Origin of the sequence: Microvirga roseola (assembly GCF_020866965.1) — a bacterium.
In the GTDB taxonomy this organism is placed as follows: Bacteria; Pseudomonadota; Alphaproteobacteria; order Rhizobiales; family Beijerinckiaceae; genus Microvirga; species Microvirga roseola.
Genome location: NZ_JAJATX010000079.1, coordinates 1 through 14,027, shown reverse-complemented (window position 1 = coordinate 14,027; position 14,027 = coordinate 1). Strand labels below are relative to the sequence as shown.

Genomic DNA, 14,027 nt, shown 5'->3' with positions numbered 1-14,027 from the left:
GGCCGGGTTGACCCGAACCGTGGGAGCGGGCTGGCGCACCACGATCTCGGCGTCGTCCTGGGCCTGCATGCGCTGGCCTTGGGCCATCTGCTGCTGGCCCTGCGTGGCGCCGACCTGGGCCGGAGGCAGTGCGTTCTGGATCTGCTGGATTGACTGCAGATGCTCGCGCAGGGTCGGAACCGTCTGCTGGGCGAACTGCTGGAGCTGCTGGTTGTCGCCGTTCTGCGCATATTGCTGGAAGAGGTTGACCGCGTTGCGGTGCGCCGTCACCTGCATCTGCACATAGGCGCGGTCAAAGCCCTGACCCGATGCGCTCTGCAGCGTCCGCAGCATCTGCTGATGCTGCTGATCGAGGTTCGACGGAACCGAAACGCCATCGATATTCTGCACGACCGACTGCAGCCGCTCGGTGGCCTGCGTATGATCCTGGATCATGCGCTGTGCAAACTGGCGGACGCGGTCGTTCTGGGAGCGCTGCTGTGCGAGCCGGCTCGACTCGATTTCGAACATGTTGCTCACGGCAGCCCTGTTCACGAAATCGGAGGCCTGCATCTGCCCGGCCTGAGCGGACTGAGCCTGCGTCCTCTGCTGCTGGGATTGATTGCCGGTCTGGGCCATCGCAGCCACCGGCATAAGCGCGGTGGATGCAAGGATCGCCATCAAGCGAAGCTTCATTGCCTATCTCCTGTACCAATCGATTCTGTTCCCCGGCCGGGAGGCAGAACGGATCCGGATCCGTTCATCCCGGAGACGCGGATTTTCTGGAGCCGCGAAAGGCAGCTCCCCTTTGCTGAGCGGGCTCTTCGTCGCCGAAGACCTCTGTCTCATAGCGCACCAAGTCGCGGATGGTTCCGGGAACTCTTTTGGATTCTGAATTGCGGAGCGCGAGAAAAGTGCAGGCATGAGAAAGTCCCCGCACCGTGCGAACGCTGCGGGGGGCGGGGCAGAGAATGTTGGAAACTCTGAACCTCTACGGGTTATTTCCGCCTTTGCCCGGTTGCGGCGGAGCCTTGCCGACGCGCGCAGGATCCGTGCCCTGCGGAGCATCGCCGGCGGGCTTTGCTTCGTCCGGGTCCGTCAGCTCGTGGTTCGGTGGTTCGCGGGCGGGCTGCTCATGCGGCGGAGGGCCCGCCACCGATGTTCCACCCATGTATGACGGCGGGTCGCTGGCCGGGAACGACTGCTCCGAGCCGGTATCGACCAGATCGTCCTCTTTCTTTTTCGCACCCATTGGTGATCTCCCATTCTGAAGAGCCTGGCATCCAATAACTGAATGCGGCTACGCTCCAGGTGTTCAGGCTTGGCGGGAAAAAAACCGAAATCTGTGTTGGGGAACTCAGCCGAAGGAGGTGCCTCCCGAAGGTGCAACAAAGCATGGCCGCTGCGGTTATCCGCTACGCTACCGGCTCGCGGGGAGCCGCAGGCAGCCGGCCCGTCGGATGCTCATCATCCCTGCAGGAAGGTCGATGCGATATGGCTCACGGAAAGGTCTATGCGGCCGTGGCCGCTGTTGCAGCGCTCTTGAGCGTGCCGGCCGCCGCTCACAGCTGGTACCCACCCTGGTGCTGCAGCGATCACGACTGCCGCGAACTGACGGAGGCCAAGGGCGAAATCGTCACCGAGAGCCTTGAAGGCTGGACGCTCTGGGACGGCCGCGTGATCGCCCGCCGGACGGCCAGATCGTCGCCGGACATGAAATTCCATCTCTGCGAGGAGCCTATGTCCAAGGCGATCGTCTGCTTCTTCGCGCCGCCCGGAGCCACGTAGCGGCGCGCTTTCGCATTGTGCGGTTCGCCCAAAGCCTTCAAACTCCCGAGATCGTTTGTTCCGAGATCGTTTGTTCTATGTGGGAGCCGGGAATGGGACGAAGCCGCAGCATCCTCGCCGCCTTCATTCTGTTGACGGCCACGTATCTGGGCGTCGCGGCTCAGGAGGCGGGGCGCGGAGCCGATGTGGCGACGCCGCCCGGCCTGCCGGCCATCGGCAAGTGGATGCTCACCACGTCCGGCACGCCGTCCGATTGGCTCGGGGAGGTCTTCGAAGGCAGACACCTGCGCGAGCCGATCAATGTCATCATCGTCGATGAGGGCGCCGCCGATGCCCAGGAGGCGAAGACGCGATTGCTGCAGGCGGCCGCCAAGGCGGGCTATCCTATCCGCTTCGGCCACTCGACCGGATACCAGGGGCATATCGGCGGGCAGCTTTATGGGCAGCTCCCGCAGGGGCGGGACGATGCCTTCTCCAATGACGTGTTCGAGGTCAGCAACAACCATGGCCGGATCTTCGGTCCGCACCGGATGGGGGATGCTTTTGTCTTCACCGGCGCCTTCAGCCGCGAGGCGGTGGATCCCTTCCGCTCGCCGGGGCACCGCTACGCGTCCTTCAACCGGGCGCGGGATGATTTCACCCAGCGCCTCGACCGCCGCACGCCGTACCGGGTGAGCGGCTTCGTCAATCTCGACAACGCGCTCCTGAACGACCCGAAGCTCACGACCGGCGATCACGACGGCCTCGCGGTCCTGGTCAGGCGGGCGGAGTAGGGCCGGGGAGGACCGCCTTCGAACCCGTCAAGGAGGCCTAGCCCGCCAGGAAACCCGCCAGCGCCTTCGGATCCACGTTGCCGCCGCTGATGATGATGCCGACGCGCTTGCCTGCGCAGGGCACGACACCGTTGAGCACGGCCGCGGAGGAAAGGCAGCCGGTCGGCTCCACCACGATCTTCATGCGCTCGACGAAGAAGCGCATGGCATCCACCAGCATCGCGTCCGAGACGGTCACGATATCCTCGACGAGGGAGCGGATGATCGGGAAGGTCTTGCTTCCGAGATAGGTGGTCTGCGCGCCGTCGGCGATGGTGGAGGGCACCGGGATCCTCACGATGGAGCCGGTGCGGAAGGATTGCTGGCCGTCATTGCCCGCTTCCGGCTCGACGCCGAAGACGCGGCATTCCGGCGAGAGCGCCTTGGCGGCGAGCGCGGAGCCCGCGAGCAGTCCGCCTCCGCCGAGGCAGACGAAGAGCATGTCGAGCGGGCCGACCTCCTCGAAGAGCTCCTTCGCGGCGGTGCCCTGGCCGGCGATCACGTCGTCGTGGTCGTAAGGAGGAATGAGGGTCAGCCCCCGCTCCGCCGAGAGCCTGCGCCCGATGGCCTCCCGGTCTTCCGTATAACGGTCGAAGAGAACCACCTCGCCGCCATAGCCCTTGGTGGCGGCGACCTTCATCGCCGGTGCGTCCTGGGGCATGATGATGACCGTGGGCACGTTCTGGAGCTGGCCCGCGTAGGCGATGGCCTGGGCGTGGTTGCCCGAGGAGAAGGCGACCACTCCACGCCGCTTGGCGTCCTCGGGCAGCCGGGCGATGGCGTTGTAGGCGCCGCGGAACTTGAAGGCGCCGCCCCGCTGCAGGTTCTCCGCCTTGAAGAACAGGGTTGCGCCGGTCCGGGCGTCGGCGGTGCGGGAGGTGAGCACGGGCGTGCGATGCGCGATGCCTTCGATGCGCCCGGCCGCTGCGACCACGTCGTCATAGATCAGGGCAGGCGAGGGGGCGTGGGAATGATCTTGGGTCTGCGCACTCATGGTTCGTTCACCGCTTCCGGGGGCCATGCCAGCTTGGTATCGCCCAGGGCTTCCCAGGTCCAGCCCAATCCTCCCGATGGCGCAAACGGAGACGTGTCCTGCTCCGGCGGAACGTCAAGCTCGCCTAATCGTTCATTGGTGAGGCGAGCAAACGAGAGGAGCGTGACATGGACCTTTGGCAGATGATTCAGAACGACCAGGCAAACATTCTGGAGCTTTGCCGAGAGATCCAGCACGCCACGAACAGCGGGACCAACAGCCGGGCCGACCTGTTCGAGGACCTCGATACCGAGATGGAGCGGCATCTGAGGGCGAAGGAGAACGTCCTCTATCCGGCGCTCGCCCGCGAGCCGCGCACCCGCGGCTACCTTCCGGAGCTCCAGCAGGAAATCGACGAGATCCGCGACGGGCTCGATGACCTGTCGGGCGCACGCGACAAGGGCAGCCACCGCTGGGCGATGGACTTCCAGGAGGTGGCGAGCACGATCAGCCTCTACTTCAGCCTCGAGGAGAATGGCATCCTGACCGTTGCCAGGGGGTCGATCCAGGGCCAGGAAGCAGAGGAGTTGCGGCGCGCTTATGAGCGCGAGAAGCTCGCATCCCTCGAGGCCAACCGCTGGCACATGCCGCAATCCATGATGCCGAGCCGCTACGGTTTCTCGACCACGACGGTCCTGGGCGCTCTCGCCGGCATTGCCGCCATCGGAGCCGCAGCCTTTGCCTGGCGCAAGACCCGGCACAGCCACCCCTCCAACAACTACCGCTATGTAGAGCAGACCGAGATGCCGCCGAGCTCTCCGTTCCCCATCAGCCGGAGCGGGGTCTATGAATCGGGCGGCATGACATCGTCCGGGCGCTCGGGCCGCATGACGGCCTCGGCAGGCGCAGGGCAGGGCGGCGCCGACATGGTGCATGGCACGGCCTCCCACGCAGGCGCACAGGATGCCCAGAGCGATACCTCCTGGTTCTCCTCGGCCAATCCGCCCTCTGCACCGTCAGGGCTCTCTACGGGCCTTCAGCCGGGCGGCGTTGCTCCCGGCGGCGGGCCGGGCGCCACTGCAGGCTCCATCGGGACCGGCGGCGGACAGACGGAGAGCCGGGACACGGGCTCCCTGAAGCGGGACGGCCGCTGAGGACGCTGCCCAAAATATCAGCGGCGGCGGGTAGTTCGGCAGCAGAACTTTCCAAGCTTCCCAAGGTTGACCTTACAGGCTGGTGGGCTCGCGAAGCGGTTCCCTTGATCTGGAGGTCAGCATGGAACACAAGCCTCTGTCCGAACTCAGTACCGTCGCCGATCTGAAGCCTTCGATGCAGCCCAAGGTGCTGTCGAAGCGCGAACGCCTGGACCGCTGGGCCGAGCTCCTGGAACGGGAGCCCGACCGCATTCTCCACACCCTTGAAGAGATCGAGTGGAAGCCGAAGGCGGAGCGCCGGGCGCTGCGCGCCGACAACTCCGCCCTGACGGTTGCCTTCAACGACCCGGTGCTGCGGACGGCGGGTCTCGAAAGCGACCGGTTCGGAGATGCAGTCCGCTTCTTCCAGATCACGGAGCATGAGGCTCATATCGTCCTGTGCTCGTGTCACGGCGGCGAGTTCATGCGCTCCGACGAAGCGGCCCGGCGCGTGCGCGGCATCCGCTCGCCGAGCCTGTGGTCGCTCTATTTCGGCTGGTTCTCCTACCGCTGAAAAAAGCGGGGCGCGACACCCCCGGCGCCGCGCCCCGCATCTGGCACTGCATGGAAGCAGCCCTGATCAGGCAGCCCTGACTCCTGAGAGGAAGGAGGCGACCTCTTCGTTCAGGTGGCTTGAATATTCCGCGAGCTCACGGGCAGCCCCCAGCACTTGACCGGCGGCGTCGCCTGTCTCTCCCGCGCCTTGGCGCACGTCCTGGATCGCGTGGGTGACCTGCTGGGTCCCCTGCGCGGCCTCCTGCACGTTGCGCGCGATCTCCTGGGTCGCCGCACCCTGCTGCTCGACGGCAGCCGCAACCGAAGTGGAGATCGTGGACATCCGGGCGATGATCTGACCGATCTCGTGCACGGCGTCGACCGCACCTTCCGTGGCCTGCTGGATCTCCGCAATCTGCGCGGCGATCTCGTCGGTTGCCTTGGTGGTCTGGGAGGCGAGGGCCTTCACTTCGCTCGCGACCACCGCAAAGCCCTTGCCGGCCTCTCCCGCGCGCGCCGCCTCGATGGTGGCGTTGAGCGCGAGAAGGTTGGTCTGCGAGGCGATGGAGTTGATCAGCGCAACGACCTCGCCGATCTTCTGCGCGCCTGCGGACAGGGCCTTGACGGTCGCATTCGTCCGCTTCGCCTTCTCCACGGCCTGCCCGGAAATGCTCGTCGACTGCGATACCTGAGAGGCGATGTCGCGGATGGAAACCGAGAGTTCTTCCGTCGCCGCGGCGACGGTCTGCACGTTGGACGAGGCCTGTTCGGCGGCGCCCGCGACATGGGTCGACTGCTGATTCGTCTGCTGGGCGACGGAGGTCATGGACTGTGCGGTCGCCTCCATTTCCGTCGCGGCCGAGGCGAGGCCCTGCGTAAGCGCCGAGATGTTCGCCTCGAAGCGCTTCGTCAGCTCATCGAGCCGCTGGGCCCGCAGCATCTTGGCGTCGCTCTCGGAGGCCATCGCTTCGTCCGCCGCCTGTTTGGCGATGAGCGCGTCCTTGAACATCTGCACGGCCCGCGCCATCACGCCGACTTCGTCGCCGCGCTCCTGGTTCGCCACGTCCACGGTGAGATCGTTCTGAGCCAGCCGGCCCATGGCGGTGCTCAGGGACAGGATCGGACGGGAGATCGCGCGCCCGATGGTCCAGGCTACGAGACCGATGATCGTCAGGATGAGGGCGATGGCGATCCAGGTGACCTGGGTCGTGAGGGCGGCAGCCTCCTTCATGCCTTTCTGCGCCTTGGCGTATTGTTCGGCGGCGGCCTCCATGACCTTGAGGATGAGCGGCTCGATCCGGGCGAAGCTTGCCGAAACGGCTTCCATATCGGCAGCGAGCTCGGTGCTGGTCTTCATGTATTCGGCGAAGTTCAGCTGGTAGTCCGCCATCAGGCGCTTCACGGATTCCTGCGTCTGCTGCGGAATGAGTCCACCGCCGAGGGTCGCCATGAAGTCGCCGGCGCTCTTCTCCATGTCCGCGCCGTAGCGGGCGTTGCGGTGGATCATGAAGTCCTTCTCATGCCGGCGCATCTTGGTGAGGATCTCGCCGAGATAGACATCGCCGACTTCCGGCAGCTTGGTCTCGACAGCCTCCGCCGACGCGCGGAGGGTTGCCTTCAGGCCCGTATCCTCGCTGGACCCAAGCTTCCGGTCCATGGCGACGGATTTGCTGAAATGAGACTTGTAGGCGGCAAATCCGTCCTGAATTCCGGCCAGCACCGGCTCGAGGCTCGCCAGCTCCCGGAACTGCGCGAGAGGTTCGCGAATCTGCAAAAGGTCGGTCTCGAAGGTCTTCGCCAGTTTCGCATGCCGCTCGACGTACTTGTCCTCATGCCGGAGGAAGAAGTTCTTCTCGGCGCGGCGCATCTGAAGGATCTCGATATTCACCTTGGCCGTCAGTTGCTGCAGCCTGTCGGCGGCATCGAGCGAGACCTGATAGCGGGCGACGGTGTTTTGACCGACGGCATAGATGCCCGCGACCGACAGAAGTCCGCCGACGGCGACAACGCCGATCAGTCCGATCTGAATTCGCAGGCCAAATCGCGACAGTAAAGAACTCAAGGCTGATTCCCCCGAAAACTTATTTTGGGAAGTAATAGCGGGGCCAATCCTACCGAATTGCTAATGTGGCAAAGCAGAAGCCAAAATTCCTACTGAGTTGCTACATGATAACATGTGTCTGGCAATGGTCGGAGCGATGGAAAACGGAAGCGGACCAGTTGCACAGCCGAAACAAAGGGTGTTATGCATTCTGCATTCGACAGGGGTGCTCCGTATCGCCGGGGCTGAGATGACGGTGCAAACCGTCGGACCCTCAAGCTGATCTGGGTAATGCCAGCGGAGCGAGGTGACGATGTTTTCCGGAGCACAGGTCTCTCTTTATCCGATGACCGACAATTTCGTCGGCATCATCCTTCAAGCCATCGACGCGCTCGAGCCCTATCGCTCGACCTTCAGGATCGAGACGGACGACATCTCGACGCTGCTCGTCGGTCCTCCCGACCAGCTCTTTCCGGCCATGCGCGATCTCTTCGTTGCGGCGGCAGGGCAGGGCATTCACTGCGTTCTTGCCGCAACTGTGTCGCGTGGCTGTCCGGGTGAGCCCGACGATCCGATCTGCACCCCGATCAACGATTCCAGCCACGAGAAACCGCTGGCCGAGCGCATCGCCATGGCCGTCGAGCGCGTGTCGGCAGCGCCGAAGACAGGCCAGATCGTCGCCGCGCAATTCTCGCTCTACCCGCTTGGCAGCGGCCACCACATGGACGAGATCTACGGCTGCATCGACTTTCTCAAGCAGTCCGGCGTCTTCGACAGATCGAAGAACTTCTGCACCAAGCTGCGCGGCGATGCGGGACCGGTCTTCGCGACACTGAGCGAGGCCTTCCTGCGCTTCGGCTCGCCCCAGGGCCATGTCGCCCTCGATCTCAAGGTCTCGGCGAACAGCCCGACCGCTGCGTAACGACTCACACAATCCACTCTTCATTCTGGAGGCTGCCATGCCCGACAAACGAGGCTGGACCTTGAGGGAAACCCTCATCGTCACCGTACTGGGTGCTGTATTCGCCGTGCTTTATCTCGGCTGGGTTCAGGTCTGGCTCATTGCGCAGGCGATCTTCGGTCCCGTGACCATGGATGTGGTCATGGGGTTCTGGTTCGTCGTTTCCATCGTGGCGGCATCGATCATCCGCAAGCCCGGCGCCGCCTTCGTGTCGGAGGTCCTGGCTGCCGGAGTGCAGATCCTGCTCGGGAGTCCCGCCGGATTGCTGCTCCTCGTGACCGGTGCGGTTCAGGGTGCAGGCGCGGAAGTCGTATTCGCCGCAACCCGCTGGCGGAATTATTCCTTGCCGGTCCTGATGGCCGCGGGCGTGGGCGCTGCGATCTTCTCCTTCATCTACACCTGGATCCGTTTCGATTACGGCGCGCTGGAGCCCGGGCTTCTGCTCGTAATGTTCGTCCTGCGCTGCCTGAGCGGCGCGGTGCTCGGCGGCTGGCTCGGTTACGTGATCGTGGAGGCGCTCTACAGGACCGGAGCGCTTGCGGGCCTGGCCATCGACCATGCTAAGCGATCCGCAGCCGCCTGACACGTCGCCTGCTGCTGAGTGGCGGGAGGTCGAGGTCTCCTATCCTTTCCCCAAGCAGCGTGCGGCGGGGCCTGTCAGCCTGTCGATCGGGCGCGGCGAGCGCGTGCTTCTTCTGGGGCCGTCAGGCTCGGGCAAGTCCACGCTCCTGCTGACGTTGACGGGCCTCATCCCCGGCAGTATTCCGGCATCGGTGGACGGAGAGATCCGCCTCTTCGGAGAGGACGCCGCGAAAAGGAAAGCCTGGGACTGGGCCTCTCACGTGGCGCAGTATTTCCAGGATGCGGACCAGACGCTCTGCGGCATGCGGGTCGAGGACGAGCTCGCCTTTCCCCTCGAGAACCGGGCGCTACCCGAGGACCGGATCGCAGCGCATGTCACTTGCATCATGCAGCGCGTCGGGCTGCCGGACACCTGGCGCAACCGCCGCTCGACGACCCTGTCCGGCGGCGAACGGCAGCTCGTCGCGCTGGCGGCGACGCTGGTGCAGGATGCGCCGCTCTTCGTGGCCGACGAACCGACGGCTCACCTCGCGCCCGAGGCGGCAGGTCGCCTTCATGCGTTGTTGACGGAGGACGGCCCGGACAGAAGCGTCCTGATCGTCGATCACAGGCTGGAGGGCCTCATTCATTCTGTCGACCGCATGGTGGTTCTCGGTCGCGACGGGAGCATCATCGCCGAGGGACATCCGCGAAATGTCTTCCGCGAGAGGCGCGATCTTCTGATTTCCCAGGGCATCTGGTGTCCTGTGTCGTGCGCACTCGATGCGCACCTGTCGGAGGCAGGGCTGGAGCCGCCCGTCGCGCCCCTCTCGGTCGAGGAAGCCCTCGCGCATCTCGATCCCGAAGCTGCGCCGCGAGAGGATCTCGCAAAAGCCCGTCCCGCTGTGGAGGCCTTCGTCGCCGCGTCGACGCCATCGACATCCGATGCCGCATCGATCGGTCCGGCGCTGGTGGAATTGAGGGCGGCCGAGTGTGCGCCGTTCCTTGGCCCGACGGTGTTGCGCGACATCGATCTGACCGTTCATGAGGGCGAGATCCTCGGCGTCCTCGGCGCGAACGGGGCAGGGAAGTCCACGCTCGGCCTGTGCCTGTCGGGTCTTCTGCCGCTCAAGGCCGGGCGGCGGAAGGGAGCGCCGGGCGGCGTCGCCTTCCAGCGGCCCGAGAACCAGTTCACCGGCGGCACGGTGATCGAGGAGGTTCTCTCCGCCATGCCGCGCGGGATGAACAAGGCGGAGAAGGCCGAGCGCGCAGCCCGCGCCCTCGCGGATTGGGGGCTGGCCGGGTTCGAACTCCGCCACCCGCTCGAACTCTCGCAGGGCCAGAAGCGAAAGCTCGTCCTGGCGACGCTCACCGCCTCCGACCGCTGGCCCTTGCTGATCCTGGACGAGCCGATGGCAGGGCTCGATGCGCGCGGCGTCGCGACCCTCGTGGCGGAAATCCGGATGCTGCGCGACAGGGGGCGTGCGGTGGCCGTGATCACGCATGACATGGATCTCGCCCTGCGGCTGTGCCCGCGCTCCATCGTGGTCGGGGAGGGAAAGATCCTGGCCGATGGTCCCACACGGCAGCTGATGCAGGATTGCGCGCTTCTCAAGCGTGCAGGCCTGGCGGAGCCGTCATGCGCCGGGGCGGTGCGATGGCTGAAGCGGGTCGCGGCATGCTGAAAGCGCTCAACCCGCTCGGCAAGCTTGTCGTCTGCTTCGTGTGGCTCGCCGCATCGGTGCTCGTCTTCGATGCGCGATTCCAGCTGGCGGCGATCCTCATTCCAAGCCTTGCGCTCATCGTCCTCAACCGCACGCCGCCGCTGGTCGTGCTGGCGCTGATGGTGCCCTTCAGCCTCTTCGGCTTCGGCTTTCTGACCACATCCGTGCTCTTTCGCCAGGAGAGCGATTTCGCCTTGCGCATGGCGGGCGAGTCGCCACTCGCGTCGCCCGCCTTCTCGGCGGGCGTCACCCTGTTCCTGCGTGCGCTCGCCTGCGGCATGATCTCGGCCTTCTTCGCGCTCACCACCGATCCTGGCGCGCTGGTGCGGGCGCTGATGGTCCATGCCCGCCTGCCGCCGCGGATCGGCTATTCGCTGTTTGCGGCCATGCAGCTCGTGCCGGACCTGGCGGCGGAGGCGCAGCAGATGCGCTATGCCCGGGCCATGAAGTCCGGACGCCGCCTGCGGCGTCTGCCGGGACCGGGGGAGCTCGTCAGCCTCGTGATTCCGCTCCTCGCCTTCGCGATCCGCCGCGCGGGGCGGACGGCGATCGCCATGGAGGCGCGCGGCCTGGCCCCCGACGCGCCGCGCACGATCACGCAGGCGCCGGTCTTTCGCAGGCGCGACGCAGCCTTCGTACTCGTTGCGCTCGCCGCATTGCTGCTGTGCGGCATCGCGGTGGTGGTCGATCCGGCATCCTGACCCAGATATGTTCGCTCGCATTCCGTCCACTCCGGTGCTTCAGGCGACATGAACGACGTCACGATCATGAAGATCTCCCGCTGGGCCGCGTGCCTCCTGCTGGCGAGCGTTGCGGTCTTCACCCTCGCTCCGATCGGGTTCCGGCCCGACAGCGGCCTGCCGCCGCCGGTGGAGCGCTTCGCCGGCATCGCGCTCATCACGACCCTGTTCTGCCTCGGCTATCCCCGCTACCGCCTCGCCATCGTGGCCGTGATGGTGGTGGCGGTGGGAGCGATGGAGGTGGCGCAGGACATGATTCCCGGCCGCCACGGCAAGTGGTACGACCTGATCGTCAAGGAGAGCGGCGTGCTGCTGGGAGCGGCACTGGCCTTTGCGGCCAGCGGCGTCACGGGCCGCCTCCAGCGCCGCCGCCCGCGCGGGGAATCCGCCTGCTGACGAAGCCGCGGCGTTAGGAAATGAGCCGCGGCCTGCCGCGGGCCTGCCATGTCATCGCCACATCCGCAGCTTAGCAGGGGTACTTCCTTCGAGACGCATTCGCGAGAGATCCCATGCACATTGGAGACCTTCGGCGAGCCCGCAGCGCTCGCTTCCTCTGGCTCCGCCGGGCCGCCTTCGGCGCCCTGTTCGTGACCCTGACGGGCGGGCTCACCGTGGCCGCGCAGCAGATCCTGCCGTCGCTCCAGGAGCAGGCGCCCCCCGCCGAGCAGGCCGCCGCCGCTCCCGCCCCGGTGCAGGTCGCAGACGCTCAGCCCATGGCCGCCCCGGTATCCGTCCTGCCCGCGCCCGAAATCAGGGTCCCGGCCGAGCCCGCGCCGGAGCCTCAGCCTTCGCCGGACATGCAGGCCGCCGCGCCGGAACCTCTAGCCACGCCCTCGCCGGAGCCCGAAGCGCCCGCCGAGGAGCCCGCTGCGGCGCAGGCCGCCGCGCCGGCCCTGCCGGAGGTGAACCGCACCGGGACTACCGTTCCCGCGCCCACGGACGGCCTCGTCGATCTCAACACCGGCTCCTTCGAGGAACTCAACACGCTGGAAGACGGAGGCCCCATCGGTCGCGCCATCATCAATGCCCGTCCCTACGCCTCGGTGGAGGAACTGGTGACAAAGAAGGTGCTGCGCCGCACGGTCTATGAGGCGATCAAGGACCAGGTCACCGTCAACTGAGGGCAGGCGGACGCCGCCCCGGCGCGAACGAGCCTCGCGGGAGGCGAGGGCAGCCCCCTCCCGCGAGCCGTCGTCCTCCGTCCGGCCCTGCGGGTCGCTCCCCGGCCGTACATCCTACTCCGTCAGGTCCGTCGCCATCCCGCGCCATCGCGCGTACCCTTGGCCGGTGACCATCGAGGGGGAGGGACGGATGCGCATCGCCTGTGCCATTGCCGTCATTCTGACAGCCGGCCTGTCGCTGCCCGCCTCGGCGCAGGAGCGCCGGAAGCCGCTCTCGCCGGAACGGGAGGCGCAGAGGGAGCTCTGTAGGCAGGAATCCCGCCGGGCCTACAAGGTGAGAGGCAACGGCGTCACGCGCAGCGAGGCGCTTCACGCGAGCATGAGGGAGGCGAGGCGGGCCTATGTCCGCGCCTGCATGCAGCGCGCCAGGGCCGCCGCCCGGTAGTCGGGCCCCACACGCCCCGGTTTTCGCCAGTCTCCGGCGCGACTGCCGTAGAGGAGGCTGCGGCGAACTCTGGGCCGCTCAAGTGCTCCGAGGCGAATACCGTCTGGTCTTTAAGTATAATGAAAGAGAGACCCGCCGGGCACTTGCGTAAAGCGTAGCCGGTTCATTACTCTCCATGAAAACGGGCAAAAGCCCGATGGAGGAATTGCTGATGTCCCAGACGGCCCGCATGGAGGCGTTGATCAATATTCGGACGGCCCTCGGCCTGTCGCAGGCGGGCATGGCCTACCAGCTCGAAATGACGATCCGGGAGTACCAGGCCCTGGAATGGGGCGAGCGCGAGGTCCCGAACGTCTATCTCTGGGCCGCCGAGCGGCTGGCCATGGGGCAGGCCGTCCATGAAAAGGACCCCCGCATCGCCCCCGCCGCCATCCGCCAGGAAGCCCTCATGCTCGCCCGGATGAGCGGGGCGGGGTAGGGGCGGCGCTGCATCCTTATTAGGGCGTCGAGGCTGTCAGCGCCTGGACCGCACTCTTTTGCCCGTGCGTGTACGCACTTGGCGCATAGCTTTTGCTCTATTCGGAAAGGATCCGAATTGCTGTTTAGGTGCCCAGGAGAGGACTAGCTCCTTGCGCGATTAAGTTATTGCCGCATAGAGGTTTTTACCGGGTACCATGTGAATTTGTTGAGCAGCGATGTTGTACTGCGCTTCGCTCGCTTTGGCAATCAAGGTGCGTTCCAAGCAGGTTGGTGGGTTGAAGAAGGCATCGGCGAGTTTACATAGGTCCCCTGAACTGCAAAGTTCGCTNCACGCCACAATGTCAAGGTCATTGGCCAAGGGGAGCAGCCTATGCTCTTCGCCCATGGCTATGGCTGCGATCAGAACATGTGGCGCTTCATCACCCCCGCCTTTGAGGGCCGGTACAAGATCATCCTCTTCGATCATGTGGGGCACGGGCAGTCGGATGGCTCTGTCTTTGACCAAACAAGGTACGGCGCACTCGATGGTTACGCTGACGACGTGCTGGCGATCTGCCTTGAGCTGGACCTGAAGGACGTAATCTTCGTCGGCCACTCAGTCAGCGCCATGATGGGGGTTCTGGCCGCATACGGGAGCCGGAGCGGTTTGACCGTTTGATCCTCATTGGCCCGTCACCACGTTACATCAACGATGGCGAGTACGTTGGAGGGTTC

The 14,027-nt window shown here is 65.6% G+C and carries 16 protein-coding genes, 1 pseudogene and 1 riboswitch; of the genes and pseudogenes, 13 read left to right on the top strand and 4 right to left on the bottom strand.

What is annotated here, in order from left to right; all coding sequences use genetic code 11:
* Positions 1-675, bottom strand: a 675-nt coding sequence (locus LG661_RS22580; protein ID WP_230534249.1) for a DUF4142 domain-containing protein, incomplete at its 3' end; no start/stop codon positions are given.
* A 295-nt stretch (positions 676-970) separates the two neighbouring features.
* Positions 971-1,231 (bottom strand): hypothetical protein, encoded by a 261-nt coding sequence (locus tag LG661_RS22575; protein WP_230534248.1) that lies wholly within the window; start codon positions 1,229-1,231, stop codon positions 971-973.
* A 242-nt stretch (positions 1,232-1,473) separates the two neighbouring features.
* Between LG661_RS22575 and LG661_RS22570 the strand changes: the two genes are divergently transcribed.
* Positions 1,474-1,767 carry a hypothetical protein gene (locus tag LG661_RS22570; protein WP_230534247.1) on the top strand — a complete coding sequence of 98 codons (294 nt, stop codon included), beginning with the start codon at positions 1,474-1,476 and terminating at the stop codon, positions 1,765-1,767.
* A 92-nt stretch (positions 1,768-1,859) separates the two neighbouring features.
* Positions 1,860-2,540 (top strand): hypothetical protein, encoded by a 681-nt coding sequence (locus LG661_RS22565; protein ID WP_230534246.1) that lies wholly within the window; start codon positions 1,860-1,862, stop codon positions 2,538-2,540.
* Between the two features lie 37 nt (positions 2,541-2,577).
* Here the strand turns inward: LG661_RS22565 and LG661_RS22560 are convergent, their stop codons facing one another.
* Positions 2,578-3,573 (bottom strand): threo-3-hydroxy-L-aspartate ammonia-lyase, encoded by a 996-nt coding sequence (locus LG661_RS22560; RefSeq protein WP_230534245.1) that lies wholly within the window; start codon positions 3,571-3,573, stop codon positions 2,578-2,580.
* 167 nt (positions 3,574-3,740) lie between these two features.
* On the opposite strand from LG661_RS22560, the gene LG661_RS22555 reads away from it, so the two are divergent.
* Entirely contained in the window at positions 3,741-4,706 is a 966-nt protein-coding gene (locus LG661_RS22555) for a hemerythrin domain-containing protein (protein ID WP_230534244.1), read from the top strand.
* 121 nt (positions 4,707-4,827) lie between these two features.
* A complete protein-coding gene (locus LG661_RS22550; protein WP_230534243.1) occupies positions 4,828-5,259 on the top strand; it encodes a hypothetical protein in 432 nt (143 codons plus the stop codon).
* A gap of 66 nt (positions 5,260-5,325) precedes the next feature.
* Here LG661_RS22550 and LG661_RS22545 read toward each other — a convergent pair whose 3' ends face one another.
* Entirely contained in the window at positions 5,326-7,302 is a 1,977-nt protein-coding gene (locus LG661_RS22545) for a methyl-accepting chemotaxis protein (protein WP_230534242.1), read from the bottom strand.
* A gap of 191 nt (positions 7,303-7,493) precedes the next feature.
* Positions 7,494-7,604: riboswitch (TPP riboswitch) on the top strand.
* Here LG661_RS22545 and LG661_RS22540 point away from each other — a divergent pair.
* The 9 genes and pseudogenes from LG661_RS22540 to LG661_RS22500 all read left to right on the top strand — a co-directional run.
* Positions 7,595-8,203 carry a Ykof family thiamine-binding protein gene (locus tag LG661_RS22540; RefSeq protein ID WP_230534250.1) on the top strand — a complete coding sequence of 203 codons (609 nt, stop codon included), beginning with the start codon at positions 7,595-7,597 and terminating at the stop codon, positions 8,201-8,203. Its footprint overlaps the riboswitch before it by 10 nt.
* 37 nt (positions 8,204-8,240) lie before the next feature.
* The gene (locus tag LG661_RS22535; RefSeq protein WP_230534241.1) at positions 8,241-8,825 is read left to right on the top strand and encodes an ECF transporter S component; all 585 of its coding nucleotides are present in this window, start codon (positions 8,241-8,243) and stop codon (positions 8,823-8,825) included.
* Positions 8,800-10,488: an ABC transporter ATP-binding protein gene (locus LG661_RS22530; protein ID WP_230534240.1), complete on the top strand. Its 1,689-nt coding sequence runs from the start codon at positions 8,800-8,802 to the stop codon at positions 10,486-10,488. The genes LG661_RS22535 and LG661_RS22530 overlap by 26 nt, the downstream gene beginning before the upstream one ends.
* Complete coding sequence (locus tag LG661_RS22525; protein WP_230534239.1) at positions 10,461-11,228, top strand: energy-coupling factor transporter transmembrane component T family protein; 768 nt, start codon at positions 10,461-10,463, stop codon at positions 11,226-11,228. The genes LG661_RS22530 and LG661_RS22525 overlap by 28 nt, the downstream gene beginning before the upstream one ends.
* Before the next feature lie 48 nt (positions 11,229-11,276).
* Positions 11,277-11,663, top strand: coding sequence for a hypothetical protein (locus tag LG661_RS22520; RefSeq protein WP_230534238.1), 387 nt, complete (start codon positions 11,277-11,279; stop codon positions 11,661-11,663).
* A gap of 113 nt (positions 11,664-11,776) precedes the next feature.
* The gene (locus LG661_RS22515; RefSeq protein WP_230534237.1) at positions 11,777-12,388 is read left to right on the top strand and encodes a ComEA family DNA-binding protein; all 612 of its coding nucleotides are present in this window, start codon (positions 11,777-11,779) and stop codon (positions 12,386-12,388) included.
* Between the two features lie 190 nt (positions 12,389-12,578).
* A complete protein-coding gene (locus tag LG661_RS22510) occupies positions 12,579-12,833 on the top strand; it encodes a hypothetical protein (protein WP_230534236.1) in 255 nt (84 codons plus the stop codon).
* A gap of 211 nt (positions 12,834-13,044) precedes the next feature.
* Positions 13,045-13,311 (top strand): transcriptional regulator, encoded by a 267-nt coding sequence (locus LG661_RS22505; protein ID WP_230534235.1) that lies wholly within the window; start codon positions 13,045-13,047, stop codon positions 13,309-13,311.
* Between the two features lie 372 nt (positions 13,312-13,683).
* A pseudogene (locus LG661_RS22500) lies at positions 13,684-14,027 on the top strand (alpha/beta fold hydrolase); the annotation flags it as partial.